Source organism: Sulfitobacter sp. PR48, assembly GCF_028807335.1.
In the GTDB taxonomy this organism is placed as follows: domain Bacteria; phylum Pseudomonadota; class Alphaproteobacteria; order Rhodobacterales; family Rhodobacteraceae; genus Sulfitobacter.
Map to the genome: position 1 here is coordinate 107,714 of NZ_JARAMM010000002.1, position 25,736 is coordinate 133,449.

A 25,736-nucleotide genomic window follows, 5' to 3' on the forward strand; every position below is an offset into this window, starting at 1 on the left:
TGGCGGTTTGTATCCCGCGTGTCTAGGCTATATCTCCGCCTTGATAATATCGGGACGCTGATCATGACAGACAAGACCACGCATTTCGGCGCACAGACCGTGCGCGAAGATGACAAGGCCGGAATGGTCCGCAACCTGTTTTCCGATGTGGCGAACAAATATGACATCATGAACGATGTGATGAGCATGGGCATCCACCGTATCTGGAAAGAGGCGATGATGGATTGGCTTGCCCCGCGCGCCGGGCAGCGGCTGCTGGATGTGGCGGGTGGCACGGGTGACGTTTCGTTCAAGTTCCTCAAACGCGCAGGGCAGGGGCATGCCACCGTCTGCGACCTGACCGAAGGGATGCTGGTCGAGGGGCGCAAGCGCGCCGAGGCAGAGCAATTGGCCGACAGTCTGGACTGGGTTGTCGGCGACGCGATGAACCTGCCCTTCGACGACAACAGCTTTGACGTCTATACCATCAGCTTTGGCATTCGGAACGTGACGCGTCCGCAAGAGGCGCTGAACGAGGCCTATCGCGTGCTGCGCCCCGGCGGGCGGCTGATGGTTCTGGAGTTCAGCCAGCTGCCGAACCCGATGATGCAAAAGGCCTATGATCTTTACAGTTTCAACGTGATCCCGCGCATGGGGCAGGTCATCGCCAACGATCGCGACAGCTATCAGTACCTGGTGGAATCGATCCGCAACTTCCCCGACCAGGAGACGTTTCTGGACATGGTCCGCGCCGCGGGATTCGAACAGGCCAGGTACCGAAATCTGACCATGGGCATTGCCGCCCTGCATTCAGGCTGGAAGCTTTAGGTGCGTGGGCCCCATAACATATGGCGGTTGATCCGCACCGGTGCCACGCTTGAGCGGACAGGTGCGATGAACCTGGTGCTGGATGCCTTCGAGGCGACGCCGACCCTTCGGTTTGTGGCCCGTGCGCTTGGCCTGCCGTTCAAATGGCTGGGCTACAAGGGCGATCCGTCGATGCCGCCCGCGACCCGCGCGCTGACGGCGCTGGGACCGGCCTACATCAAGTTCGGGCAGGTCCTGTCCACCCGGCCCGATGTGGTGGGCGATGAGCTTGCGGTGCAATTGCGCGTGTTGCAGGACAAGCTGCCGCCCTTTTCCATCGAAGAAGCCAAGGCCGAGGTGGAGCGTGAGCTGGGCGAGCCGGTGAGTGATCTGTTCTCCGATTTCAGCGAATCGGTGGCCGCGGCCTCCATCGCGCAGGTGCACAAGGCGACATTGGCGGATACGGGCGAGCAGGTTGCAGTCAAGGTGTTGCGCCCGAACATCGAACGCGCCTTCCGCAAGGATGTCGATGCATTCTACCTGGCGGCCCGCATGGTTGAAATGTTCTCTCCCGGTTCGCGACGCCTGCGCCCGATGGATGTGATCGAGCATTTCGATGGCGTTGTGCGGGGCGAGCTGGATCTGAGGCTGGAAAGCGCTGCGGCGTCGGAATTCGCCGCCAACACCAAGGATGATGAAGGATTCCAGCTGCCTGCAATCAAGTGGAACCTTTCGGCGCGGCGGGTGATGACCCTGGGTTGGGCGGATGGCGTGTCGATGGGTGACAATGACGCCATTGATGCCGCCGGCCATGACAGGGTGGCGCTGAGCAACCGGGTGCTGCAATTGTTCCTGAACCATGCGCTGCGCGACGGCTTCTTTCACGCCGACATGCACCAGGGGAACCTCAAGGTGGCGCCGAACGGTGATATCATCGCCTATGATTTCGGGATCATGGGCCACATCGACGCCTATACCCGCCGCGTCTATGCCGAGATCCTCTATGGGTTCATCCGCCGCGATTACATGCGCGTGGCCAAGGTACATTTCGAGGCGGGATATGTGCCTGCCGACAAGGATGTCGACGAATTCGCCCGCGCCCTGCGCGCGGTGGGCGAGCCGATCTTTGGCATGGATGCCACGCGGATTTCCATGGCGCGGCTGTTGACCTATCTCTTTGAAGTGACGGAGCGGTTCGGGATGGAAACCCGGACCGAACTGATCCTGCTGCAACGGACGATGGTGGTGGTCGAAGGGGTTGCACGCTCGTTGAACCCGCATATCAACATCTGGGAAGTGGCCAGCCCGATCGTGACCAATTACATTTCCAAATCCATCGGTCCCAGGGCGCTGCTCAGCGATCTTGCCGGCACGGCGCAGGTACTGGCGCGGTTTGGTCCACGGTTGCCGGGTCTGGTGGAAGCGGCGCTTTTGCGGCAGAGCAACGAGACGACGATTGTGCGCCCGCCGCGCAAACGCTGGATCGCCCTGTCCGCGCTGGGCGGGGCCGCCGCAATGGCGGGCCTGATCGTTCTGGTTGAAGCCCTGACCTGATCCGTCGCACCCTGCGACAGACAAATACAAGAGACCGCGCGATGAGCCCTACGATGAAACTGGCCACAGGCAGTATTGCGATTGGCATTGTCGTGCTGCTGCTCAAGGTGATTGCCTATTGGGTTACCGGCTCTGTCGCGCTGTTTTCCGATGCTCTGGAAAGCACCGTGAACGTGGCCACGGCCATTGCCGCACTGATCGCGATCCGGATTGCGGCGCGGCCCCCGGATTCGAACCATCCCTTCGGTCATCACAAGGCCGAGTTCTTCAGCGCGGTACTGGAGGGGGTGATGATCATCGTCGCCGCCCTGATCATTCTGAACCAGGCCTATGCCGCCTTTGCATCCCCCCGTGAGCTGGATGCGCCGATCGAGGGGCTGTTGATCAATCTTGGTGCCACCGCGCTTAACGGTGTCTGGGCCTGGCTGCTGGTGACGCGGGGGCGTCGCTACAAATCGCCCGCGCTGGTGGCGGACGGCAGGCATCTGTTTACCGATGTACTGACGTCATTCGGCGTTGCATTCGGGATATTGCTGGCTTTTGCCACCGGCCTTTGGGTGCTTGACCCGTTGATGGCCGTGGTGGTGGCGCTGAATATCCTTTGGTCCGGCTCGAAGGTGGTCAAGGAATCGCTGAGCGGTCTGATGGACGAAGCGGTGCCGGAGAGCGAGCTGGACCAGATCAGGGAAATCATCGCGACCGAAGCGGGCGGCGCGACGCAGGCGCACGACCTGCGCACCCGGCACGCTGGCGCGATCACCTTTATCGACTTTCATCTCGTGGTGCCGGGAGAGACCTCTGTCTTTGAGGCGCATGAGATTTGCGACCGTGTGGAGAACAGGTTGCGGTCCGAACTTGGCGAGGCGCAGATCACCATTCACGTGGAGCCCGAGCACAAGTCGAAGAGCACGGGCATTTTCATCGTCGATTGAGCATATGCTGTTCGCAGTTCAGCGCCGGACATGAAAAGGCCCCCGCCGATGCGGAGGCCCTCTGCTTTGTCGTCAGATCATTCGGTCCAGTGAACGGCCGTCAGGTCGGTCGCCTGTGTCGGGGCGTTTTCCCACAGGCCTTCGATCCCGGCTTTGGCCACCGTCGGCAGGGCCAGCTGGAACAGGTAGCCATTCACGTAATCCTCCGAGATCATCCGCTGCGCATCACCCAGCATCTGGTTCCGCTTGTCCGGGTCGGTGGTGCGGTTCAGATCGGCCATCAGCGCTTGCAGATCGGGGTTGTCGTACTGGAAGTAATAGTCGGGATTGGCGTAGATCCCGATGTCCATCGGCTCGGTATGGCTGACGATGGTCAGGCCGAAATCCTTGCCCTTGAACACGGTTTCCAGCCATTGCGCCCATTCGACGTTGGTGATTTCTGCCTTGATGCCCACTTCGGCAAGCTGCGCCGCGATGATCTCTCCGCCGCGCCGGGCGTAGGAGGGGGGCGGCAGGTGCAGCGTGGTTTCGAAACCGTCAGGGAAGCCTGCTTCGGCCAACAGCGCCTTGGCCTTTTCGGGGTCATATGCGCTCAGCGAGGTCAGATCGACATAGGCCGGGTTGTGCGGGGCGAAATGTGTGCCGATGGGCGTGCCAAGGCCGAACATCGCGCCGTCGATGATCGCCTGCCGGTCAATCGCATGGGCCATCGCTTCGCGCACTTTTACGTTGTCAAAAGGCGCGCGGGTGTTGTTGGTGGAGAGAATAGTCTCACCCTCGGTCGATCCTACGATCACCTGAAAGCGCGGATCAGCCTCGAACTGGGGCAGGTTTTCCGGCGCAGGGAAGCCTGCGAAGACATCCGCATCCTCGGCCATCATCGCGGCAAAGGCGGCGGTGGGGTCGGAGATGAACTTGAACGTTGCCGATTCAAGTTGCGCGGGCGTGCCCCAGTAATCGGGGTTCTTCGACAGCACGATCTTGTCGCCCTGTGTCCAGCTGTCGAACTTGAAGGCGCCGGTCCCGATCGGCTGCTGTTTGATGTTGTCGATGCTTTCGGGTGCCACGATCACCGCGTCACCCCAGGCAAGGTTGAACAGCATGCTGCCGTTCTGCTCGCTCAGCTTGACCTCGACGGTCGCGGGGTCGATCACGTTGACTTCGGAGATGGCTGAGTAAAGCGCCTTTTGCGCATTTGCGCTGTCCTCGGCATTGATGCGGTCGAGGCTGAATTTCACATCCTCTGCGTCCATGGTGGTGCCGTCGTGAAAGGTGACGCCTTCGCGCAGCTTGAAGGTATAGGTCAGACCGTCTTCGGAAATTTCCCAGCTTTCGGCGAGGCCCGGCACGACGGAGCCGTCGGACATGAAGCGCGTCAGCCCCTCGAACACATTGGAATAGAGCACGGAATCGATGGCCCCGGCAGCAGCTGATGTGGGGTCAAGGTGAGGTGGCTCAAGTTGCAGCGCGACGGTGATGTCGTCCTTGGCAACAGCCGCGCCTGCCATCAGGGCGGCGGTGCTGACGCCAAGCAGCAAGTGGCGAAGGTGGAACATGGGTGGTCTCCCTTTTGATTATGGTGAAAGGCTAGCCAAATCGCAGACTTCTTGCCAGCGTTCTTAATCGGTCAATTGCCATTCATTCACGGACCGCTTAGTCAGCGACCTTTGATTCAGGGGCGGGCGGCGGCATGTCAGCGACATTGGGTATAGATTTCGGCACATCGAATTCTGCCGCCGGGATCCTCGTGGATGGCAGACCGCATTTGATTCCGCTGGAGGCCGATGCGCAGACCTTGCCGACAGCGGTCTTTTTCGATTTCGAGGCGGGTCAGATGGTGGTGGGCGAAAGGGCGAGCGCCGCCCTGCTTGCCGGTGATGAGGGGCGCTATATGCGCGGGCTGAAAAGCCTGCTGGGCACAAGGCTGATGCGCGAAAGCAGGATGCTGCTGGGCGAACGGCTGGATTTCATCGACATCGTCGCGCGGTTCCTGGCGGAGCTGAAATCAAGGGCCGAAGCGGCAACCGGATTTCAGTTTGATCGGGCGCTTTCCGGGCGACCGGTCCGGTTTCATTCCGCTGATGCCAGGCGCGACGCCCAGGCATTGCTGGACCTGACAGAAGCCTACCGCCGCGCCGGGTTTTCAGAGGTGCGGTTCATGAACGAGCCGGAGGCGGCGGCGCTGGCAAACCGCGAGGTGCTGGCCCCCGGCGATCTGGCGTTGATCGTGGACATCGGTGGCGGCACGTCGGATTTCACGCTGTTCCGGCAGAAGGGCACGGCAGAGATCGATATTCTGGCCAGCCACGGCGTTCGCATCGGTGGCACCGATTTCGACCGCCATCTGAGTATCGGGCGGGTCATGCCGCAGCTCGGCATGGGCAGTCCGATCCGCCATGCCTTTGGCGATGACACGCATATCGCGCCGAATGCCATCTTCAATGACCTTGCCACCTGGGCCAAGATCCCGTTTCTCTATGGCCCCGATACCCGAAAGGCGGCGGCGGAGCTGGAGAAATTTGCGGTGCATCCCAAGCGGCTGGGCCGTCTGGTCAAGGTGCTGGAAGATGAATTGGGCCATGATCTCGCCTTTGCCGTCGAGGCGGGAAAGATCATGGCGAATACGCCGGGGGTAGCCGACCCGGTGGTCAAGGTCGGGATGCTGAAACCCGGTGCCACATTGCCCTTGCCTGCGGATTGGATGACGGCGCGGCTGGCCCCGCTCGCGGATGAGATCGGCACGGCGGCTTCTGATGCGATGGTCACGGCAGGGGTTGCGCCGGAACAGGTCGACAAGGTGATCTTTGTCGGCGGCTCCAGCCTGATGCAGGTGGTCGAAAACGCCCTGCGCATGCGTCTTCCGAATGCCGAGATCCACCGGGGTGCGGCGCTGACGGCGATTGTCGATGGTCTGGCCATTGGCGCCGCGACCGCCTTTGACGGCTAGCCTTTCAGCAGCAGGCTTTCCATCGCGGCACCCATGACCATGGCACTGTCGATCATGTCATCTATGCCGATCCATTCGTCGGGTTTGTGGGCCAGTTCCAGAACCCCCGGCCCGTAGGCGATGCAGTTCTTCAGGGTGCCGATCCGGTCGATGTGTTTCTGGTCATAGCTGCCGGGCGAGGCGACATATTCAGGTGCCTTGCCCATGACCTGTTCGATGGCGTCTGCCACGGTGCGAACCACCGGCGCGTCACGGTCCGTCATGGAGGGCAGGACCGAGTTCCGCTCGGTCAGTTCAAAGTCAAAATTGGCGCGTGTGGCGCGCAGCCCTTCCAGCAGGTCCATGACCTCACCCCGGACCTGGTCCAGCGGCTCTTCGATCAGGAACCGACGGTCGATCACGATGCGGCAGCTGTCGGGGACGCAATGGGCCTGCAGGCCGGTGAAACCTTCCTCCGGTTCGGCCTCTCCGCCGTGGATGGAGTTGATGTTCATCGTCGATTGCCGCGCGCCTTCAGGCACGACCGGCATGTCGGTATAGCGGGCAGCCATCGCGGGAAACAGCTTGTCCTCGAACTCCTGCAGGACCGCGCCCATGTGGCGGACGGCGCAGTCGCCCAGAAATGGCATCGCACCATGGGCGATTTCGCCCTTTGTCTCGATCTCGGCCCACCAGCCACCGCGATGGCCCAGGCAGATGCGGTCCTTGTTCAGCGGTTCGGGGATGATGACGTGCTGAACGCGGCTCGGGTTGAAATAGCCCTGCTCCGCCAGGTAGGCGACGCCGCCGTAGCCGCCGGTTTCCTCGTCTGCAGTACCTGAAATCTCAATCGCACCTGCGAAGTCGGGATGCGTTTCGATAAAGGCCTCGGCCGCGATGATGGAGGCGGCCAGCCCGCCTTTCATGTCGCATGCACCGCGTCCGTAAATCTTGCCGTCGGCGATGTCACCGCCGAAGGGATCGAAGGTCCAGCCCGCGCCGACCTCCACCACGTCCGTGTGGCTGTTGAAGTGGATGCAGTCGCCGGGCCGCGTACCCTCGCGCCGGGCGACGATGTTCCAGCGCGGATATTTGTCGCTGTCGCCAGGGGTGCCGGTGGCGCGGATCAGTTCCGTCTCGAAACCATGCTTGCGCAGGCGATTGTCCAGATATTCGCAGATCAGGCGATAGTCCCGCCCCGGCGGATTCAGGGTAGGAATGCGGATCAGGTCCTGGGTCAGCGCGATGAGGTCATCACGCTTGGCAGAGATGGCAGTGCGGAGCGATGTGTTCATACCAGCATCGTTCACTGGTCTGAGACGATTGGCAAGGTCATCTCTTGCATGGCCAGCAACAGCGCCCGGACTTCCGCGAGGGTGTTGTAGTGACAAAGCGAGACACGCACCGCAGCGTCAAGGCCAAGCGGGGTCAGGACATTCCCCGAATAGTGATCGGCGCGGCGGATGTGGGTGCGGATTCCGTTGTCGTTCAAATTCGCCACGATCCGGTCGGCGGGAAGCCGGTCAAGCGCAAAGCAGACAAGTCCCTCGCGATCTTCATTTTCGGCCCCGCCCAGTATCGTGACACCCGGCAGCGAGGTAAGTCCGGGCAGGTTGCCCAAGCCATAGAGCAGGGCATCCGTCAGCGCCTTTTCATGGGCATGGATGCTGGCACCGGCAGCGATGATCCGGCTGCGGGTGTCGGTCTTGTCCGACACCTCGCCACCAAGCCAATCCAGATAGTGCACGACATCTGAAAACGTGGCGTAGGCACCGGTGTCGCGGGTGCCCATTTCCCAGTTGCCCTGAGGTCCGCCCGCAAGCGTCTCGATCTTGAGCGCGGTCAACCTGTCGGAGGCCCAGGCCACGCCATAGCCGTGCCGGGAGAACATCTTGTATGGCGAGACGACATAGCCGTCGATGTCATAGGCGGCGATGTCGACCTGCCCGTGGCTGGCGTGCTGGATGCCGTCCACGATGATGAAGGCATCCGGTGCCTTGGCGCGGATCGCCCTGGCGATGGCGGCCACATCGTTGGCAATACCTGTGACAGGCGAGGTGTGCAGGATGGTCGCCACAGTGACATCTTCGCGCATGACATCGCGATAGGCGGAGGCCGTGACCTGGCCGGTGGCGTCGTCATGCGGCACACTGAGGTATTCAACACCCGCTTGCTGCGCCCAATGCTGTGCCGCGCTGCGGGACGCGGGATGCTCGACCGTTGATCCGATCACCGCGCCGCGGTTTGCAGGCCCCATGATTGCGGTCCGTATCAGCCTGAACAGCAGTTCGGTCCCCGATTCACCGACAAAGAAGCGGCCCGAGTCTGCGTTGAAGAACAGGGCCATGTCCGCCTTGGCGTCGGTGATAACCTTTACCAGTGCGGCAGAGGCCGGGTTGTCCCGGCCCTGATTGTCCGGGATCGCAGCGAACTTTGCAGAAGTCTCCACCACGGATTTCAGGGTAAGCGCGCCGCCCGCGTTCTCGAAGAAGATGCGCGGCCCCGAGAACGGGCAGGTATCGACATGTGCAAATCTTGCACGGATTTCATCGCTAAGACGGTCGGAGTGAGGTTTCATGGATTCTTCCTTTGCTGAGCATTGTTTTGAAAGCTCCACGCGGCAGGTGCAAGAAGGCTAATTGCGCAAAGGCGCTGTCCGCATCGAAGAACTGCACTAGTTCCCACAGAAATCGGTTTAAAGGATGATCGCCATGGCGCCACTGATCCGGCATCACCCCAGTGAAAAAGAATTCGAAGACGCGGCGGAAGAGAAATCGGTCCACGAAGCGGCGGCATTGTCGCCGCGGATGATCTATGAGGTCATCCGGCGGGATGGTGAAGAGGAACTGGCCCGCACCAAGAGATCCCTGATCTGGTCAGGCATCGCCGCGGGCATGCTGATCAGCCTCTCGGTGCTGGGGGAGGCGATATTCAGGGCGCATCTGCCTGATGCGTCCTGGCGGCCACTGCTGGAGAATCTGGGCTATTCGCTGGGCTTTCTGGCCGTGATCATGGGCCGAATGCAATTGTTCACGGAAAATACCATCACGACAGTTCTGCCGATCATGCATCAAAGGTCCGTGCATTCGCTGCTCTGCATGGCGCGGCTGTGGACGATCGTGCTGACCGCGAATGTCATCGGAGCCTTTGCGGCGGCCTCGCTCTTCGTTTTTACCCCGGCCATTCCGGGCGAGACGATGGCGGCGATTGTGGCCCTGTCGGAACATGCCACCGGAATGCCCGCATCGGAAAGTTTCTGGCGCGCCATTCCCGCAGGGGTGATAGTCGCCCTCATCGTCTGGATGCTGCCGCAGGCGGACGAAGCGGCGTTTTTCCTGATACTGACGTTCACATGGCTGATCGCTGCGGGTGATTTCACGCATATTGTTGCCGGGTCCGTCGAAATGGCGGTGTTGCTGTTGCGTGGCGAGCTTGCCGGCATGCAGGCAATCTTCGGGTTTTTCGTGCCGGTTCTTGCTGGTAACATCATCGGTGGGACGATTATCTTCACCCTCGTCGCATGGGGGCAGGTGCGCGACGATGTTGAGGAAGGATAGCTTATGGGAACGCTCAAACTGCCGAGAAGTCCCCGATTGTATTGGGAGGCATTCAAGGCGAGCCTGAGCCATGTCGCGGAAAACGACCTTTCCCTTGTCTCTGCCGGCGTCGCCTTCTTTGCAATGCTGTCGTTGTTTCCGGCTCTTGCTGCTGTCATCGCCATTCTGGGGCTCATCTCGGACCCAGCCGTTGTCCTGCCGCAGCTTGAGGACATGCGCAGTTTCCTGCCCAACGATGTCTATGAGATCATAAATGGTCAGGTCACGTCGCTGATCACCGCCAGCAGCGAAACGCTGGGCTGGGCAGGGCTTTTGTCACTGTTCTTTGCCCTTTGGTCAGCACGGGCAGGTGTCGGCGCGATGATGGTCGGACTCAACAACGTCTATAAACAACGAAACCGGAACACGGCCTGGCATTATTTGCGTGCGCTCATGCTGACGGTCATGCTGGTTGTGGTTGCAATCGTCGCGATGCTGGCGCTTGTCGTGACGCCGGTTGTGTTGGCGTTCTTTCCCTTGGGTCCCTTCGGGACATTGGTGGTCGAGCTGATCCGCTGGGTGATCGCAATTGCCGTTCTGTTCGCTGGTGTCGGCGTGCTTTATCGGTTCGGCCCGAACCGGAAGGCGGCGCGGTTGCCCTGGCTGTCTGCCGGTGCCGTTCTTGCGGTTGTCGCCTGGGCGATCCTGTCTTTCGGCTTTTCCTATTACGTGGCGAATTTTGGCAATTACAATCAGGTTTACGGGTCCATCGGCGCGGTAATCGCGATGCTGATCTGGCTGTGGATCTCAAGCTTTCTGGTGTTGTTCGGGGCCTCACTGAATGCCCAGATCGAACTGCGGACCTGGGAGGATTCAACCGTCGGCCCATCCAGACCCATGGGGCAGCGTGGCGCGGTCGTGGCAGATGAAATCGTGGAAGTCTCCGAGTAGATCAGCGCCTAACCACCGGGATGTCAAATTACATGAGCGGTCTGGGCCGGAGTGCGTGAAAGGATGTCATTCCAAGCCTGGCCAGTTCTTCAGGTTGCATGATGTGCAGTGACCCGTTGCTCCAGGAAACCAACTGCGCCTCTCTCAGCTTGGCGAGCGTCTTGTTGGTGTGAACAAGGGAAAGACCCAGCGCATCGGCAAGATCACGCTGGGTATAGGGCAGCGCCATCTGATTGTTTTCGACCATGCCCAGCGCCAGACCGCGCTGGTAGACCTTTATCAGCGCCCAGGCCAGGGATTGCGTGGCAGTGCGCTGGCCCAGCGTCGCGACAGTTTCACCCAGGAAATGTTCCTCGATTGCGGCAAGCCAGGTGATGTCAAAGGCGCGGCTGGGGTGGGACCGGAAAAAGTTCCAGAATTCAGAGCGGTCGAAGACACAGAGCCGCATGCGCGTCCGCGCTTCGACGGAATGCCCCATCTTTCCCATCAGGCCGGCCTGTAGGCCAAGGAATTCTCCGGGAAATACGAAGCTCACCACCTGACGCTCCCCGTTTTCCAGCATTTTGTCGCGGATACCCATGCCTGACAAAACCGTGAACAGCTGGGGCGCATTCGATCCTTCCATCAGGATCGGCGTACCGGGGTCGATGGTCAGTTCACCGGCTTTGAATTTCTGCATGAAATCGACTTCGTCCGAGGAAAGAGCGATAAAAAGGTCCTTTTGTCTGAGCGGACAATTCTTGCATTTGGTCGCCATTCGATCACTACCTCGTTATGTCATAGTTTAATGCAGTGTAGGATGCTCTGCTGTATGTCGTGGTTTTTAGGCCGGAAGTCAGACTGCCATGTTTTACCTTGTTTACGAGCGCGACCCCTTTGTTCGCGTCGACATCTGCGAAGCGCTGGTCGGCGAATTTGAGGGCAAGCCTGTTGTGGAATGCGACACTCTGGAAAGCCTCGAACAGGGGTTGGCGGTGTATTCTGACCGGCTGCAGCAGACCTGCGTTGCCTTTGCGGTTTCGGCCGACGAGTCGGAGGCGGAACTGGAATGGCTTTCCAGGATGGCACCGGTCGGTCGTCTGGTGATCCTCGCGGATGAAATGCCTCCGGATTTCCCAAGACGTTGCGACGCCGTGTACCTGTCCAAACCCTTCAGCACGCATGGACTGATCGCCGCTATCCGCGACGGCCTTTCTGACCAGCTTGCATCCCTGACATGAACGCCAAAATGATCTGATACAGGGTGCCCTGCAGATCACCGCTCTTGTGTTGTCTTGCCAGTTCCAGCCTTTCCAGTTCCCGCCGGGCGGATCGGTTCCTGGCGGAAATCATCGCGATCATGATCAGGCCCGCCCCGAAATAGATCCCGCCGATGACCGTCGCGGCGGTCAGGGCGGTCGATACGGTTGCCAGATAAATCCAGAAAGCGGCCGTCAGAAAACCAAGGCCAACGACAAGCAACAAGGAAGCACCCAGACCAAGCACAGCGGTCTGTGCGGCCTGGGTGGCTTTCACCTGTGCTTTTTGTGCGAGGTGATCCAACATTCAGCGGCGTGCCGTCAGCAGGCCGATCAGAAACCCCGCGCCGGCGGCGATGCCGATTGCGGTCGCAGGCTGGGTGCGAATGAAATCTTCTGCCTGCTTCTGGGTTTCCTTGGCCCGTGCCTGCGCCGCACCACCCAGTTCAGACGCTTTCAATTGCGCGGTGTCGCGGACTTCGGCGGCCTTGTTCTGACTGTATGCTCCGATCGTGGAGGTCAGCGATGCAATGTCGTCTTTCAACACCTGCAACTGTTTGGAGAGGTCCTCGACCGTGACGTCACCGGCCTTGTTGTGGATTGCTTTGGTAACGTTCGACATATCATTACTCCTGTTTGATTTTGTGATCATTTGTCTGGGAGTTAACGTCGCGCGCGGCCAAATGTTCCGTGCAAAGGAAAAGCCCCGCAGAAGGCTGCAGGGCTTTTTTCATTTTTCGGTTGTCGAAACTGTCAGGCGTTGAGCGTCTCTGTCGAGGAGAAGAACATGGCCTGCGACACGGATGAAACAACCTGCTCCACCGTGTAGGGCTTGGAAATCAGGAACGCTGGTTCCGGCTTGTCACCGGTCAGCAGCCTTTCGGGGAAGGCGGTGATAAAGATCACCGGGCGGGTGCCCATCTCTGTCAGAATGTCGTTCACCGCGTCGATGCCAGATGAATTGTCCGCCAGCTGAATGTCGGCCAGGATCAGATCGGGCGGATCCTGACGGCCCAGTGCAACGGCCTCGTTCCGGGTGCGGGCCACGCCGGTGATCCGGTGACCCATCTCGGCCACGATGCTTTCGATGTCCATCGCGATGATTGCCTCATCCTCGATGATCATCACCGACCCTGTCGCGCTGTCCGCCATTTCACGGCGCGCGATCTCAACAAGCTCTTCGGCCTCTGCCTGCTCGACGCCGATGATCTGGGCAATCGCAGAAAAGGAGAAACCCTCGATGGTGTGAAGCAGCAATGCCTCGCGCGAATTGTTGGTGAGCGTCGCAAGCCGGACTTGCGCCTTGGCACGTGCACCGCTTTCGCCTTCTTCGATCGGCGCGCCCGCGCTGGCCCAGATGCCATACAATACCTTGAACAGACCCGTTCTGACATCGGTGCCGTCAAGAACGGACCGATCCGCCAGAATTGCTTCCAGCGCTGCGGCGGCGAACATGTCACCGCTCTGCTGGCTGCCGGTCATCGCGCGGGAAAATCTGCGCAGGTATGGAATGTTTTCTCCCAATTCATCACTGATGTTGCGTGGCTCATTGGCATCACTCATTTCGGCAGTCCTTTATTTAATAATTCTTGGAACCAAACGCCGCGCGCGCTGGTTAAGTTCCAGTGTGGGTATAAAATATCTATGATTAAGGTTGAAGAACCAGAGGTATGTTTGTGAAATCTGCGAAGAATGAGGATCGCGAAAGCGTTATTGATGAGAATTTGAAGAAGGTTTTCAACGAGACGCTGGAAGAGGGAATCCCGGATCGATTCAAGGACTTGCTGAGTAAGTTGAAGCAGCAAGAATCCCAGCGCGGTTCCGAAAATGACTGACAAGAGTCCCCGCGACGAGCTGGTGGAGCATCTGCCTGCCATGCGTGCATTTGCAATCAGTTTGACACGGAACGGGTCACTGGCCGACGACATGGTGCAGGACACCCTGGTGAAGGCCTGGACGAATATCGAGAAGTTCGAGCCGGGAACGAACATGCGTGCGTGGCTCTTTACCATCCTCAGGAACACCTATTATTCGTCTCGCAGAAAATCCAAACGCGAAGTTGCTGATGTCGACGGCGTGTTCACCGAAAGCCTGGCAGAGAAACCCGCACACGATGGTCACATGCAGATGAACGATTTCCGCAAGGCGCTGGGCAAGCTGAAAGTCGAACAGCGCGAAGCCTTGCTGCTGATCGGTGCCTCCGGTTTCTCTTACGAGGAAGCGGCCCAGATGTGCGGTGTTGCCGTCGGGACAATCAAAAGCAGGGTCAACCGTGCAAGGGCACAGCTGGCAGAGTTGATGGAGCATGGCGAAAACGAGTCGCTTGAAATGACGGACGATGCAACGATGTCCGTTATCTCTGCCTCCAAGGTCGCCAGTTTCTGACGATGACTTCCGGGTTCTTTTCCGGAAGCCTCCTGAAAGGGCTGGCGGTCAGGGTCCTGTTCTTCCTGTCGCTCGCCCTGATGCCTATCGGGTTGATCGCAATCGTCCAGACCTGGGAAATTTCCAGACAGAACCAGACAAGCGCGGAACTGTCATTGCTGGCGGTGACGGAACAGGCCTCATCCGCCGAGCGGCGCGTCCTGCAAGAAGCATTCGGTGCCGTGGATGCCCTGAGCGCATTGGTCAGGCTGTACCGTGATGACCCTGTGGAATGCAGCGAATTGTTTCGCGAATACCGGAATGCCACCCGCAACTATGAGGTTGTGGGCTTTGTTCAGGTGGATGGGCAAATGGAGTGTTCGTCCTCAGGTGGCACCTATGACCTTTCGGAAAGGGCCTGGTTCAAATCAGCAATGGCGAACCCGATCCGGGCCGCGACAACCGTGGATTTCGGGGCAGTGTCCCGCAAACCTGTAACGGTGGTTCAGGTGCCGGTGTACGAGGACGACGAACTGATCGGATTCATGGCAATTTCCATCCCGGCGGATGTCATCGCGTCCGAGGAAGAACCTGAACTGTCCCTCACGCCGCTGGCCATGGTTACCTTCAACGCCAAGGGCGACATACTGACCTCGGAACGGGGCATGGATGTTTCCGGCGTTGAAATGCCAGAGAACATCTCTTTGTCGGTCTTTGCCGGAACCGACACCAAGGTTTTCTTTGCCGAGAACGCCAAGGCCGTGAACCGCGCCTATGCTGTCCTGCCGATTGTACCTGACACCGTCTATGCGCTGTCTGTCTGGCCGGAAAACACGCCATTCTTGCAGATGGATCTGTCAACGCGGCTCAGCACGCTGCTGCCTGTCGCGATGTGGGCTGCGAGCCTGATCGTTGCTTTCTGGGCGCTGAACCGGCTGGCGATCCGGCATATCCGCAAACTCGGCCGCCAGATGCGACGTTTCGCGTTAAGCAGGACGCTGCCGCGTGACACGTTGTCCCCTTCCATTCCGACCGAACTGGCAGAGATGGAAACGGCGTTTGTGGCGATGGCGGAATCCATCCTGCGCGACGAGGCGACGCTGGAAGACAGCCTGCGGGAAAAGAACATTCTGCTGAAAGAAGTGCATCACAGGGTCAAGAACAACCTGCAGCTTATCTCTTCGATCATGAACATGCAGATCCGGCAGGCCAAGAGCGAGGATGCGCGTTTCGTGCTGAGGCGGCTTCAGGAACGTATTCTGAGCCTCGCGACGGTACACAAGAACCTGTACCAGGATGACAATCTGGTCCGGGTCGATGCCAAGGTGCTGCTGGAAGAGGTGATGGGGCAACTGCTGAAAGTCGGCCTGGGGCCGGGCGGGCATGTGAAGATCACCCAGGATTTCGAACGGATCAGCATTGATGCCGATGATGCCGCACCGCTGACGCTGCTCACGTCAGAGGCCATTACAAATGCATTGAAGTACCTGCCGCAGTCTTCGCATGACGCCCGTCTTGAGGCGAACCTGCGGCTGATCGGTCCCGAAGAGGCAAGGCTGACCGTCACAAATTCACTGGGTAGGGTGCCCAGCGTAACGGGCACCGGCCTTGGGTCACGCTTGATAGATGCCTTTGCCCGGCAGTTGAACGGTCAGGTCGAAGTTGAACAAACCGACAGTACCTACACTTTGAACGTCACCTTCCACGTCCCGAAAACCGCCAAACAGATATATGACTACTAAACTCGTGAGCCCGGCGTGGGCCGGACGACAGCAGTTGCAGAGCGACATGGAACCAATTGTGCCGTCGCTCCGTTTGTTCCGTGACAGAAGCTGCTGAAAGGACATGAGATGGATGCCGATCTGTTCCTTGGTGGCTTGGCCGTACTAACCCTCGCGGCAATCGTTATCGTTGCAATGACCTCGGGTGGTTCAACCATCCGGTCATTCGGATCAAAGCAGGATCCCGACGAGAAATCGCAAGGATAGAGGCGATCGAGAGACCACCAATCGAAGGAAGGAGGGTGGCGCAGCAAGACGCCGCGCCGCCCTTCGCGTTGATTATCAGAAGCTTGGCGGGGTGCAGGCGCTGACCACTTCGCAGACCTCGGTGCCGATATTCCGGAACCTGTGCGGCAGGTGGCTTTCGAAAATATAGCCATCGCCGACGTTCAGAACAGCGACGTTGCCATCCACAGTCACCTCGATTGACCCTTTGACCACAATTCCTGCCTCTTCGCCTTGATGAGACAGCGATTCCGGCCCGGTATCCGCGCCAGGCGGGTAGGTTTCATGCAGGACCTGCAGGCTGTGGTTCTCGATGTTTCCCAACTGGCGCAGAGAGACCTGGCCCGGCGATGCCGGGGCGACTTCGGTGAACTCGTCCGCGGCATAGAAGAACTTGGGCTGATCGTTGTTTTCCAGTGTCGAGAAAAACTCGGCCATGCTGATCGGGATAGCGTCCAGCAGGCTTTTCAGCGATGCCACCGACGGGCTGGTTCTGTTCATTTCGATCAGGGAGATCGTACCGTTCGTCAGGCCGGCGCGCGCGGCCAACTCCCGTTGTGACAAACCGCGCTGTTTGCGGATGGTTTTCAGTTTATGGCCGATGTCCAAGTCAGCGCCCCTTATGCTGTTTCACATGTTCTGCAAGCACCGAAAACGATGTCTGCCACAAGCAAAATCCGGCCCAGATACCGTTGGCAATCCCTTAATACGCAAATCTGTGATTGACAATTATATTAAACGGAAGGATAGCAATTTTTAAACGCGGCTCTGCGCGTTTTCAATCGAAAGGATACCTTTTCAATGTCCGATACCGCCAAGAAACCGCGCCGCAAGGTTGCCCAGAAAAAAACCACGAAGTCTGCTGCATCCGCGCAGGCCGTCGTGAAGAACATCGTTTCCGCCGCTGTTGCAGGCGCAGATGTCACCAACGCCCAGTTGATTGCACGGCGCAATGCCGCTGTTGCACGCGGCGTTGCCTCTGCCGCACCGATCTATGCCCAATACGCTGAAAATGCCGAACTGTGGGATGTGGAGGGCAACCGCTACATCGACTTCGTGGGCGGCATTGGCGTGCTGAACACCGGCCACCGTCACCCCAAGGTGATTGCGGCGGCCAAGGCGCAGGAAGATCATTACACGCATACCTCCTTTCAGGTTGTGCCTTATGGTCCCTACATCGAACTGGCTGAAAAGCTGAACGCCCTCGCCCCCGGCGATGCGCCCAAGAAGACCCTGCTGGTCACCACCGGCGCGGAAGCCGTCGAAAACGCGGTCAAGATCGCGCGTGCGGCTACCGGCCGTCCCGGCGTCATCGCCTTTACCGGCGGCTACCACGGCCGCACCCTGCTGACGCTGGGCATGACCGGCAAGGTCAGCCCCTACAAGAAGGGCGTCGGCCCCTTCCCGGCGGATGTCTTCCGCGCGCCTTTCCCCTCTGTCCGTGACGGGATCACCGTCGAGGATGCGATCACCGGGCTGAAGAACCTGTTCCTGACCGATGCAGAGCCGTCCCGCGTGGCAGCGATCATCATCGAGCCCGTGCTGGGCGAGGGGGGCTATACGCCCGTACCTTTCGAGATGATGCATCAGCTGCGCGAAATCTGCGACCAGCACGGTATCCTGCTGATCGCGGACGAGGTGCAGGCTGGCTTTGGCCGGACTGGCACATGGTTTGCAATCGAGCATTCCGGCGTTGTGCCGGACCTGATCACTGTGGCGAAATCCATGGCAGGCGGCTATCCGCTGGCGGGTGTGATCGGCCGTGCCGATGTGATGGACGCCATGGAGCCGGGCGGCCTGGGTGGCACATACGGGGGCAACCCCGTTGCCTGTGCTGCGGCGCTGGCGGCAATCGAAGCGATCGAGGACGAAGGTCTGCTGGCACGATCCACGGCGATGGGTGAAACCCTGAAAGCCCGGTTTGCCGAAATCGGTGCGCGTTCTGCCCCCTACCGTTTCTGGGACATCCGTGGTCTTGGCGCGATGATTGCCGTCGAGTTCGTTACCGATTTTGACAGTGCAAAACCGGATGCGGATTTTACCAAGCGGGTCATTGCCCATGCCCTCAAGCGTGGTCTGCTGCTGCTGAGCTGTGGCATGCATGGTAACGCGGTGCGTGTGATGGTGCCGCTGACGGCATCTGATGCGGTCGTCGAGGAAGGTCTGTCGATCTTTGAAGCGGCTGTTCAGGCGGCGCTTGCCGAAGAAGCCTGAACCTAACGGTCCTGGACTGAAACGCGCGCGGTTCGCCGCGCGCGTTTTGCGTTTGGTGTCGAATTTTTCGGACAAATCGGTCCGGAAATTCTGAACCTGCTAGTCAATGGGCGCGAAACTGTCGGCCCTTGCGCGGGCCCAGCGGGTCTTGTCCCCGTGATAATCCTCCGCGTTGTCATCCAGCAGATAGCCTTCGGGAAGATAGGCATAGACCTCGTTGCCTTCGACCATGCTCTTGTCGCCCTGTCGCAGCATCAGGTGACGGGGCAGGAACGCACTGGGATGGCTCAGGCCGGCGGCACCGGTCATTTCTGCCAGCGCCTCCATGGTGTTGCGGTGAAACCGGGCGACGCGTTCGCTCTTGTGCGTGACGTTGAGCGCGCGCATCCGGGTCTTGTCCTGTGTCGCGACACCGACAGGGCAATGATTGGTATGGCAGGCCTGCGCCTGGATGCAGCCGATGGCGAACATGAAGCCGCGCGCGGCATTGCACCAGTCCGCCCCCAGCGCCAGCGCGCGGGCGATGTCAAAGGCGGATACAACCTTGCCTGCCGCGCCGACCCTGACCTGATCGCGCAAACCTGCGCCGCGCAGGGTGTTATGGACGAATGTCAGACCTTCGATCATCGGCATGCCGACGTGGTTGGAGAATTCGACGGGCGCGGCACCGGTGCCGCCTTCGGCCCCGTCGACGACGATGAAATCGGGTACGATCCCTGTTTCCAGCATCGCCTTGACCATGCACATGAATTCCCGCCGGTGCCCGATGCACAGTTTGAAGCCGACCGGTTTGCCGCCAGACAGATCCCGCAACTGCTGCAGGAACTGCATCATCTCGATCGGGGTGTGAAACGCGGAATGGGCGGCAGGAGAGACACAATCGCTGCCCATCGGCACGCCCCGTGCCTCCGCGATCTCCGGCGTGATCTTGGAAGACGGCAACATGCCGCCGTGACCCGGTTTCGCCCCCTGGCTGAGCTTGAGTTCGATCATCTTGACCTGGTCAAGCGACGCGGTCTGGCGGAATTTTTCGGGGTCAAATGATCCATCAGCTGCGCGGCTACCGAAATAGCCCGATGCAAGTTGGTAGATAAGGTCGCCACCCCCTGCCTTGTGATACCGGCTGACCGAGCCTTCGCCGGTGTCATGGGCGAAATTGCCCAGTTTCGCCCCCGTGTTGAGCGCCTCGATTGCATTGGCAGAGAGCGATCCGAAGCTCATGGCGGAAATGTTGTAGATCGAGGCGGAATAATGTTGCTTGCAGGCGTGGCCGCCGATGGTGATCCGGAAATCGAAATCCTCGATGTGAACCGGTTGGATGGAATGGGTGATCCAGGAATAGCCGGCATCGTAGACCCGCTGGCGGGTGCCGAAGGGCCGGGCATCTTCCTGTCCCTTGGCGCGCTGATAGACCAATGACCTGTCATCCCGGCTGAAGGGTTCTTCATCCTGGTCGGATTCGATCAGGTACTGGCGAATTTCGGGCCGAATGCCTTCGAAGATAAAGCGCATGTGCCCCAGGATCGGGTAATTGCGCAGGATTGAATGTTTGGTCTGAAAGAGATCGTAAATGCCCAGAAGGCTCAGCCCGGCAAAAACGAGGAATGGCAACAGGAACCAGCCCGACCAGCTTGCGCTCAACACCAGGCTGACAAAGGAAAGGATCGCGACCGCGGCCAGGGAGGCAAAGCGGGTGTAGTCGGAAAAATCTGGCATGAATATCTGCGTCCTGCATGTACTAATCCGGGGCCATGCCAGTTTCACCGGATTGGAATTTCGTGCAAGGTCTAGTCTGGGGAAACACAGTTGCGCGTTTAATATACTAGACAAATCGCCCGGGTTCTGACCGTCGCCCTGGGTGAGCCAGGATCTATAAGTTAATTCATACAGGTAGTTAGGTGCAATAACTGCGGTTTCGTAATGCCTGCTTGAACCTAATTTCAAACGTGCCTAACGTGGAATGAGATTCCGCTAATCCGTGCCTTAGACTTTCCGCGGCATGGATCGGAGCATGGCAATGCGCATGCGCCCGAAAATTGCTCTGGGCAGTTACGGATTGCCGAGACGGTACGGTGTCCGCCGAAATCAGGCGGGCGTCGAAACAATAAAAAGGGAGTTACTTATATGAATATGTTCAAGATACTCGCACTTGCCGGGGCCGTTGCGGCCGGTACTGCGGCCACCGCACAAGAGAAGTTCATCACCATCGGGACCGGCGGTCAGACCGGTGTCTACTTTGTCGTCGGTCAGTCGATCTGCCGTCTGGTGAACCGCGGCACTGCCGATCACAATCTGAAATGCACCGCGCCCTCGACCGGCGGTTCCATCGCCAACATCAACGCCATCAAGGCGGGTGACATGGACATGGGTGTGGCCCAGTCCGACTGGCAGTTCCATGCCTACAACGGGTCCTCGCAGTTCGAAGGGGACAAGTTCGACAAGCTGCGCGCGGTGTTCTCCGTACATGGTGAACCGTTCAACGTGATCGCCCGCAACGACAGCGGCATCACCTCCTTTGACGATCTCAAGGGCAAGCGGGTCAACATCGGCAACCCCGGTTCCGGTCAGCGTGCCACGATGGAAGTCGTGATGGATGCGAAAGGCTGGACGCTGGACGACTTCGCTCTGGCCTCAGAGCTGAAGCCGGCAGAACAGGCCGCTGCGCTGGGCGACAACAAGGTTGACGCGATCATCTATACCGTTGGCCACCCCAATGGTTCGATCCAGGAAGCGGTTTCAACCATTGATGCCAGCCTTGTGCCCGTCGAAGGCCCCGAGATCGACAAGCTGATCGCGGAGAATCCCTATTACGCAGCCGCAACTGTGCCGGGCGGCATGTACAAGGGCACCGACAATGACGTGAACACCTTTGGTGTGAAGGCGACATTCGTGACCTCCGCCGATGTGGACGAAGATGTTGTTTATCAGGTGGTCAAGGCGGTCTTTGACAACTTTGACCGGTTCAAGCGTCTGCACCCCGCCTTCGAAAACCTGACCGAAGAGGAAATGATCACGGGCGGTCTGTCCGCGCCGCTGCATGACGGCGCCGCGAAGTACTACAAGGAGCGTGGCTGGATCGAATAAGCCAACCTGTTCCATGCTTTTTCCGGTGGCGGTCCTGATCGCCGCCGGAGCGCCCGAAGGGGCATATAACAAGCACCTGCGCAAATGCGGGGCTCAGACAGGGACGATCTATAATGACCAACAATGATCAGCAGCAGGCTGCCGCGGTTGAAGCCGCCGCCGATGGCCGTGGTGGATTGAGCCAGGCCGAACTGGACGAACTTGTCGCGTCCTCCGACACGGGTGGCAGGTCTGTTGGCGGGCCCATCGGCACCTTGTTGATGCTGGTCGCCCTGGCATGGTCATTGTTCCAGCTTTACATCGCATCGCCATTCGGCCTGTTCAACGACACGCTTGCCCGCTCGATCCATCTGGGCTTTGCCGTCTTTCTGGGGATCATGGCGTTCCCCGCAGCGCGGACCAAGTTCCAGGTGGCACTGGGCATCATCGTACCGCTGGCGCTGGCAGCGCTGTTCATGGTTGCGGCCAAGCAGGGTATCGCGACCTGGTGGATCCCGCTCCCGGCAATCGGGGTTGCCGCGACGGTCATACTCGGCTCTCCCAAGGATCGGGTCCCGATCTGGGAATGGGCGCTGGCCATCATCGGTGCGCTTGCTGCCTTGTATCTCTTCCTGTTCTACCGTGAAATCGCCAACCGGGTCGGCGCGCCGATCACGCAGGACTATGTGGTTGCCGTCATCGGCATTCTGATCCTGCTGGAAGCGACACGCCGCGCATTGGGGCCGGCCCTGATGATCGTGGCGTCGGTTTTCCTGCTTTATACCGTGCTTGGCCCGAACATGCCGTCGATCATCGCGCACAAGGGCAACAGCCTGTCCGAGATCGTGAACCACCAATGGATCACCACCGAAGGTGTATTTGGCATCGCGCTGGGTGTTTCCACCTCATTCGTGTTCCTGTTCGTGCTGTTCGGCTCCCTGCTGGACCGTGCCGGTGCGGGCAATTACTTCATCCAGGTTGCCTTCAGCCTGATGGGCCACATGAAGGGCGGACCGGCCAAGGCCGCTGTTGTCGCCTCTGCCATGACGGGTCTGATCTCCGGGTCGTCCATTGCCAACGTGGTGACGACCGGCACATTTACCATCCCCCTGATGAAGAAGGTCGGGTTCAGCTCCGAAAAGGCGGGTGCGGTCGAAGTTGCCTCCTCGGTCAATGGTCAGATCATGCCGCCGGTGATGGGGGCTGCGGCCTTCCTGATGGTCGAATATGTGGGCATCCCCTATTTCGATGTGGTCAAACACGCCTTCCTGCCGGCGGTGATTTCCTACATCGCCCTGGTCTACATCGTGCATCTTGAGGCGCTGAAAGCCGGCATGCAGGGTCTGCCCCGTGCCTATACGCCCAAGCCCATCGTGCAGCGCCTGATCGGCATGGCCTTTGCCATCGCGGCGATCTGTGTCCTGTCTTTCGTGGTCTACTACGGCATGGGCTGGGTCCGCCCGGCCTTCCCGGAAACGGCTTCCTACATCATCTTTGCCTTCCTCACGATCGTCTATGTTGCGCTGCTCTATGTGGCGAGCAAGGAAGAGCCGCTGAAGCTGGACGATCCGAACGACGAGGTGACAGCCCTGCCGATGCCTGGGCCGACCGCGCGCTCGGGCCTGCATTTCATCCTGCCGGTTGTCGTGCTGGTCTGGGCGCTGATGGTGGATCGGTTGTCGCCGGGTCTCTCGGCCTTCTGGGCCTCGGCCTACATGATCTTCATCCTGCTGACCCAACGTCCGCTGATGGCGATCTTCCGGGGCGAGAGCAAACTGGCGTCAGATATCAAGGACGGGTTCCTGGACCTGATCGACGGTCTGGTCACCGGCGCGCGTAACATGATCGGCATCGGCATCGCCACGGCGACCGCCGGTATCATCGTGGGCGCAGTCAGCCAGACCGGCGTCGGCTCTGCCCTGGCCGATGTGGTCGAAGTGCTTTCGGGCGGCAATATCCTTGCCATCCTGGCGCTGACCGCGGTGCTTTCGCTGATCCTCGGGATGGGGCTGCCGACCACTGCGAACTATATCGTGGTGTCCGCGCTGCTGGCACCGGTGATCGTGACCCTGGGTCAGCAGAACGGGCTGATCGTTCCGCTGATCGCCGTGCACCTGTTTGTCTTCTACTTCGGGATCATGGCGGATGTGACGCCGCCGGTCGGCCTTGCCTCCTTTGCCGCTGCAGCGGTGTCGGGCGGCGATCCGATCAAGACCGGCGTGGTCGCTTTCTTCTATTCGCTGCGCACGGCGGCGCTGCCCTTCCTGTTCATCTTCAACACCGAACTGCTGTTGATCAATGTCGGATGGGGGCAGGGCATATTCGTCTTTGTCGTGGCCACGGTTGCGATGCTGCTGTTCGCGGCGGCAACGCAGGGGTGGTTCCTGGCGAAGAACCGTTTCTACGAGACCATCGCGCTGCTGCTGGTTGCCTTTACGCTGTTCCGCCCGGGGTTCTGGATGGACATGGTATCGCCACCCTATGATGAGGTCGCACCCACCGAGATCACGCAGGCTGCGGCCGACACGCTGCCGGGCAACGATCTGCGCCTGCGTGTCGCCGGGGTCAACGATCTGGGCGATCCCATCGAATTCGTGGCGATCCTGCCCATCGGGGAGGGCGCGACAGGTGAGGAAAAGCTGGAGGCCGCGGGTCTGCTGTTCCGCGAGGATGGCGACAAGATGATCATCGACGATGTTGGTTTCGACAGCGCGGCGCAAAATGCCGGTCTGGATTGGGACCAGGAGGTGCTGCGCGTGCTCAAGCCGGTTTCGCAGCCGACGAAGTACATCATGTTCATCCCGGCGCTGTTGCTGCTGGCGCTGGTGGTCTTCCTGCAACGGGGCCGCAACGGCCGCCCCGTGCGCGGACCTCAGACGGCCTGACTGTCATCCTGGCACAGCAGTCATATCGGCCTGAGCAGGGCGTATCAGGCAGGGGTCACATCACCTGTTCCCCTTCCGCTTTGATGGGCGTAAGGGACGTGCAATCCGGTGCATTCAAGGGCCTCTCCCAGCCCTCGCACCGCCTTTCACGGAGTGACAAGTTATGACCCCATTCGCAATTGCCGGCGTACAGATGTACGTCAATGCACTGCAATCGAACGTCGATGGCATGATCCAGCGGCTCGACATCCTGATGGCACGGTTCCCCTGGACCCAGATGGTGCTGTTCTCTGAACTGGCGCCCTTTGGCCCGTTGGACCGCTTTGCCCTGCCGCCCGAAAACGAAACCATCGGCAAGTTTCAGGAAGCTGCGAAAAAGCACCGGGTCTGGCTGATACCGGGTTCCATGTTCCTCAAGAACCCGGAAGATGGCCGCGTCTACAACACGTCCGTGGTGATCAACCCGGAAGGCGAAGTCATCCGCCGTTACGCCAAGATGTTCCCGTTCAGGCCCTATGAGACCGGCATCGCCGCAGGCACCGAATTCTGTGTGTTCGATGTGCCTGAGGTGGGCCGTTTCGGCCTGTCGATCTGCTATGACATGTGGTTCCCGGAAACCACGCGCCAGCTGACCAGCCAGGGCGTCGAGGTGCTGTTGCACCCGGTGCTCACCGGCACGACGGACCGCGATGCCGAACTGGCCATCGCGCGGGCGACCGCTGCGCAGTTCCAGTGCTACATATTCGACGTGAATGGCCTGGGCGCGGGCGGCGTCGGCAAATCCTGCGTTGTCGATCCGACCTCAATGGTGCTGCACCAGTCGGCGGGGCAGGAAGACATGTTCCCGATCGAGGTCGACCTGTCCATGGTGCGCCGTCAGCGCGAGACCGGGATGAAGGGGCTGGGCCAGGTGCTGAAGTCGTTCCGTGACCGATCCACCGATTTCCCGGTCTATGACCGTGGCAGCGGGACAGATGCCTTTCTGCATACGCTTGGCCCGCTTGAGATCCCGCATCAGGGCACACGGGCGGGATTGCATGTGGATGTACCGGCCCAGCGCGTGCCGGAGGCTCCGAGCTTCAAGGGGCAGGATTCAATGTCTGCCTTTTCGCACACCCCGGGCGGTTTCGCGCCCGAACCGATGCCGAACCCTACCGCCGGAACCGCAGTTCCCGCGGCTGAATCACAAATCCCCCCGGCGGCCGCCGGGGGGGTGCCAAACCCACCTGTCAAACCTGGCATTCTGACCGGGACCGAAGAAACATCCAGCGGGTAATCCGC

Annotated in this window: 24 protein-coding genes; 15 read left to right on the forward strand and 9 right to left on the reverse strand. The window is 59.9% G+C overall.

What is annotated here, in order from left to right; genetic code table 11:
• Positions 1–63: 63 nt before the first annotated feature.
• The 3 genes from ubiE to PVW51_RS03240 are packed head-to-tail and all read left to right on the forward strand — an operon-like array spanning position 64 to position 3,272.
• Positions 64–807, forward strand: coding sequence for a bifunctional demethylmenaquinone methyltransferase/2-methoxy-6-polyprenyl-1,4-benzoquinol methylase UbiE (ubiE, locus tag PVW51_RS03230; RefSeq protein WP_274573595.1), 744 nt, complete (start codon positions 64–66; stop codon positions 805–807).
• Positions 808–2,340: a 2-polyprenylphenol 6-hydroxylase gene (gene ubiB, locus PVW51_RS03235; RefSeq protein ID WP_269362470.1), complete on the forward strand. Its 1,533-nt coding sequence runs from the start codon at positions 808–810 to the stop codon at positions 2,338–2,340.
• A gap of 41 nt (positions 2,341–2,381) precedes the next feature.
• Positions 2,382–3,272 carry a cation diffusion facilitator family transporter gene (locus PVW51_RS03240; RefSeq protein ID WP_274573596.1) on the forward strand — a complete coding sequence of 297 codons (891 nt, stop codon included), beginning with the start codon at positions 2,382–2,384 and terminating at the stop codon, positions 3,270–3,272.
• 77 nt (positions 3,273–3,349) lie between these two features.
• Here PVW51_RS03240 and PVW51_RS03245 read toward each other — a convergent pair whose 3' ends face one another.
• A complete protein-coding gene (locus PVW51_RS03245) occupies positions 3,350–4,828 on the reverse strand; it encodes an ABC transporter substrate-binding protein (RefSeq protein ID WP_274573597.1) in 1,479 nt (492 codons plus the stop codon).
• Positions 4,829–4,962: 134 nt separating this feature from the next.
• On the opposite strand from PVW51_RS03245, the gene PVW51_RS03250 reads away from it, so the two are divergent.
• Positions 4,963–6,219 carry an Hsp70 family protein gene (locus tag PVW51_RS03250; protein ID WP_274573598.1) on the forward strand — a complete coding sequence of 419 codons (1,257 nt, stop codon included), beginning with the start codon at positions 4,963–4,965 and terminating at the stop codon, positions 6,217–6,219.
• Here PVW51_RS03250 and PVW51_RS03255 read toward each other — a convergent pair.
• Both PVW51_RS03255 and PVW51_RS03260 read right to left on the reverse strand, forming a co-directional pair.
• Positions 6,216–7,493, reverse strand: coding sequence for an acetylornithine deacetylase/succinyl-diaminopimelate desuccinylase family protein (locus PVW51_RS03255; protein WP_274573599.1), 1,278 nt, complete (start codon positions 7,491–7,493; stop codon positions 6,216–6,218). The genes PVW51_RS03250 and PVW51_RS03255 overlap by 4 nt on opposite strands.
• 11 nt (positions 7,494–7,504) lie before the next feature.
• Entirely contained in the window at positions 7,505–8,776 is a 1,272-nt protein-coding gene (locus PVW51_RS03260) for an aminotransferase class V-fold PLP-dependent enzyme (protein WP_274573600.1), read from the reverse strand.
• A gap of 133 nt (positions 8,777–8,909) precedes the next feature.
• Between PVW51_RS03260 and PVW51_RS03265 the strand changes: the two genes are divergently transcribed.
• On the forward strand, positions 8,910–9,755 hold the full coding sequence (locus tag PVW51_RS03265; RefSeq protein WP_274573601.1) for a formate/nitrite transporter family protein: 846 nt from the start codon (positions 8,910–8,912) through the stop codon (positions 9,753–9,755).
• 36 nt (positions 9,756–9,791) lie between these two features.
• A complete protein-coding gene (locus tag PVW51_RS03270; protein WP_338019738.1) occupies positions 9,792–10,685 on the forward strand; it encodes a YihY/virulence factor BrkB family protein in 894 nt (297 codons plus the stop codon).
• 28 nt (positions 10,686–10,713) lie between these two features.
• On the opposite strand, the gene PVW51_RS03275 is transcribed toward PVW51_RS03270, so the two are convergent.
• Positions 10,714–11,442, reverse strand: a complete 729-nt coding sequence (locus PVW51_RS03275) for a Crp/Fnr family transcriptional regulator (RefSeq protein ID WP_269362478.1) — start codon at positions 11,440–11,442, stop codon at positions 10,714–10,716.
• An 88-nt stretch (positions 11,443–11,530) separates the two neighbouring features.
• Here PVW51_RS03275 and PVW51_RS03280 point away from each other — a divergent pair, with 88 nt between their 5' ends.
• On the forward strand, positions 11,531–11,905 hold the full coding sequence (locus PVW51_RS03280) for a hypothetical protein (RefSeq protein ID WP_274573602.1): 375 nt from the start codon (positions 11,531–11,533) through the stop codon (positions 11,903–11,905).
• On the opposite strand, the gene PVW51_RS03285 is transcribed toward PVW51_RS03280, so the two are convergent.
• The 3 genes from PVW51_RS03285 to PVW51_RS03295 all read right to left on the reverse strand — a co-directional run bounded on the left by PVW51_RS03285 (position 11,862) and on the right by PVW51_RS03295 (position 13,486).
• Positions 11,862–12,230, reverse strand: coding sequence for a phage holin family protein (locus tag PVW51_RS03285; protein ID WP_274573603.1), 369 nt, complete (start codon positions 12,228–12,230; stop codon positions 11,862–11,864). The two genes, PVW51_RS03280 and PVW51_RS03285, sit on opposite strands and share 44 nt — an antisense overlap.
• Positions 12,231–12,545 carry a DUF883 family protein gene (locus PVW51_RS03290; RefSeq protein WP_274573604.1) on the reverse strand — a complete coding sequence of 105 codons (315 nt, stop codon included), beginning with the start codon at positions 12,543–12,545 and terminating at the stop codon, positions 12,231–12,233.
• A 131-nt stretch (positions 12,546–12,676) separates the two neighbouring features.
• A complete protein-coding gene (locus tag PVW51_RS03295; RefSeq protein ID WP_269362482.1) occupies positions 12,677–13,486 on the reverse strand; it encodes a response regulator in 810 nt (269 codons plus the stop codon).
• Positions 13,487–13,593: 107 nt separating this feature from the next.
• Here PVW51_RS03295 and PVW51_RS03300 point away from each other — a divergent pair, with 107 nt between their 5' ends.
• The 4 genes from PVW51_RS03300 (at position 13,594) to PVW51_RS03315 (ending at position 16,275) form a co-directional block, all read left to right on the forward strand.
• Complete coding sequence (locus PVW51_RS03300) at positions 13,594–13,758, forward strand: NepR family anti-sigma factor (protein ID WP_205388149.1); 165 nt, start codon at positions 13,594–13,596, stop codon at positions 13,756–13,758.
• Positions 13,751–14,308, forward strand: coding sequence for an RNA polymerase sigma factor (locus tag PVW51_RS03305; RefSeq protein ID WP_114273925.1), 558 nt, complete (start codon positions 13,751–13,753; stop codon positions 14,306–14,308). The genes PVW51_RS03300 and PVW51_RS03305 overlap by 8 nt, the downstream gene beginning before the upstream one ends.
• Before the next feature lie 2 nt (positions 14,309–14,310).
• Positions 14,311–16,029, forward strand: a complete 1,719-nt coding sequence (locus tag PVW51_RS03310; protein ID WP_274573605.1) for a sensor histidine kinase — start codon at positions 14,311–14,313, stop codon at positions 16,027–16,029.
• 108 nt (positions 16,030–16,137) lie between these two features.
• Positions 16,138–16,275: a hypothetical protein gene (locus PVW51_RS03315; protein ID WP_269362484.1), complete on the forward strand. Its 138-nt coding sequence runs from the start codon at positions 16,138–16,140 to the stop codon at positions 16,273–16,275.
• A gap of 75 nt (positions 16,276–16,350) precedes the next feature.
• Here PVW51_RS03315 and PVW51_RS03320 read toward each other — a convergent pair whose 3' ends face one another.
• Complete coding sequence (locus PVW51_RS03320) at positions 16,351–16,902, reverse strand: cupin domain-containing protein (RefSeq protein ID WP_269362485.1); 552 nt, start codon at positions 16,900–16,902, stop codon at positions 16,351–16,353.
• Positions 16,903–17,094: 192 nt separating this feature from the next.
• On the opposite strand from PVW51_RS03320, the gene gabT reads away from it, so the two are divergent.
• Positions 17,095–18,507 (forward strand): 4-aminobutyrate--2-oxoglutarate transaminase, encoded by a 1,413-nt coding sequence (gene gabT, locus PVW51_RS03325; protein WP_114273922.1) that lies wholly within the window; start codon positions 17,095–17,097, stop codon positions 18,505–18,507.
• A gap of 99 nt (positions 18,508–18,606) precedes the next feature.
• Here gabT and PVW51_RS03330 read toward each other — a convergent pair whose 3' ends face one another.
• A complete protein-coding gene (locus tag PVW51_RS03330) occupies positions 18,607–20,223 on the reverse strand; it encodes an FMN-binding glutamate synthase family protein (protein ID WP_274573606.1) in 1,617 nt (538 codons plus the stop codon).
• 408 nt (positions 20,224–20,631) lie between these two features.
• On the opposite strand from PVW51_RS03330, the gene PVW51_RS03335 reads away from it, so the two are divergent.
• The 3 genes from PVW51_RS03335 (at position 20,632) to PVW51_RS03345 (ending at position 25,731) form a co-directional block, all read left to right on the forward strand.
• On the forward strand, positions 20,632–21,591 hold the full coding sequence (locus PVW51_RS03335; RefSeq protein ID WP_274573607.1) for a TAXI family TRAP transporter solute-binding subunit: 960 nt from the start codon (positions 20,632–20,634) through the stop codon (positions 21,589–21,591).
• Positions 21,592–21,704: 113 nt separating this feature from the next.
• Complete coding sequence (locus PVW51_RS03340; protein ID WP_269362488.1) at positions 21,705–24,455, forward strand: TRAP transporter permease; 2,751 nt, start codon at positions 21,705–21,707, stop codon at positions 24,453–24,455.
• 163 nt (positions 24,456–24,618) lie between these two features.
• Entirely contained in the window at positions 24,619–25,731 is a 1,113-nt protein-coding gene (locus tag PVW51_RS03345) for a carbon-nitrogen hydrolase family protein (protein WP_274573608.1), read from the forward strand.
• Positions 25,732–25,736: the final 5 nt, after the last annotated feature.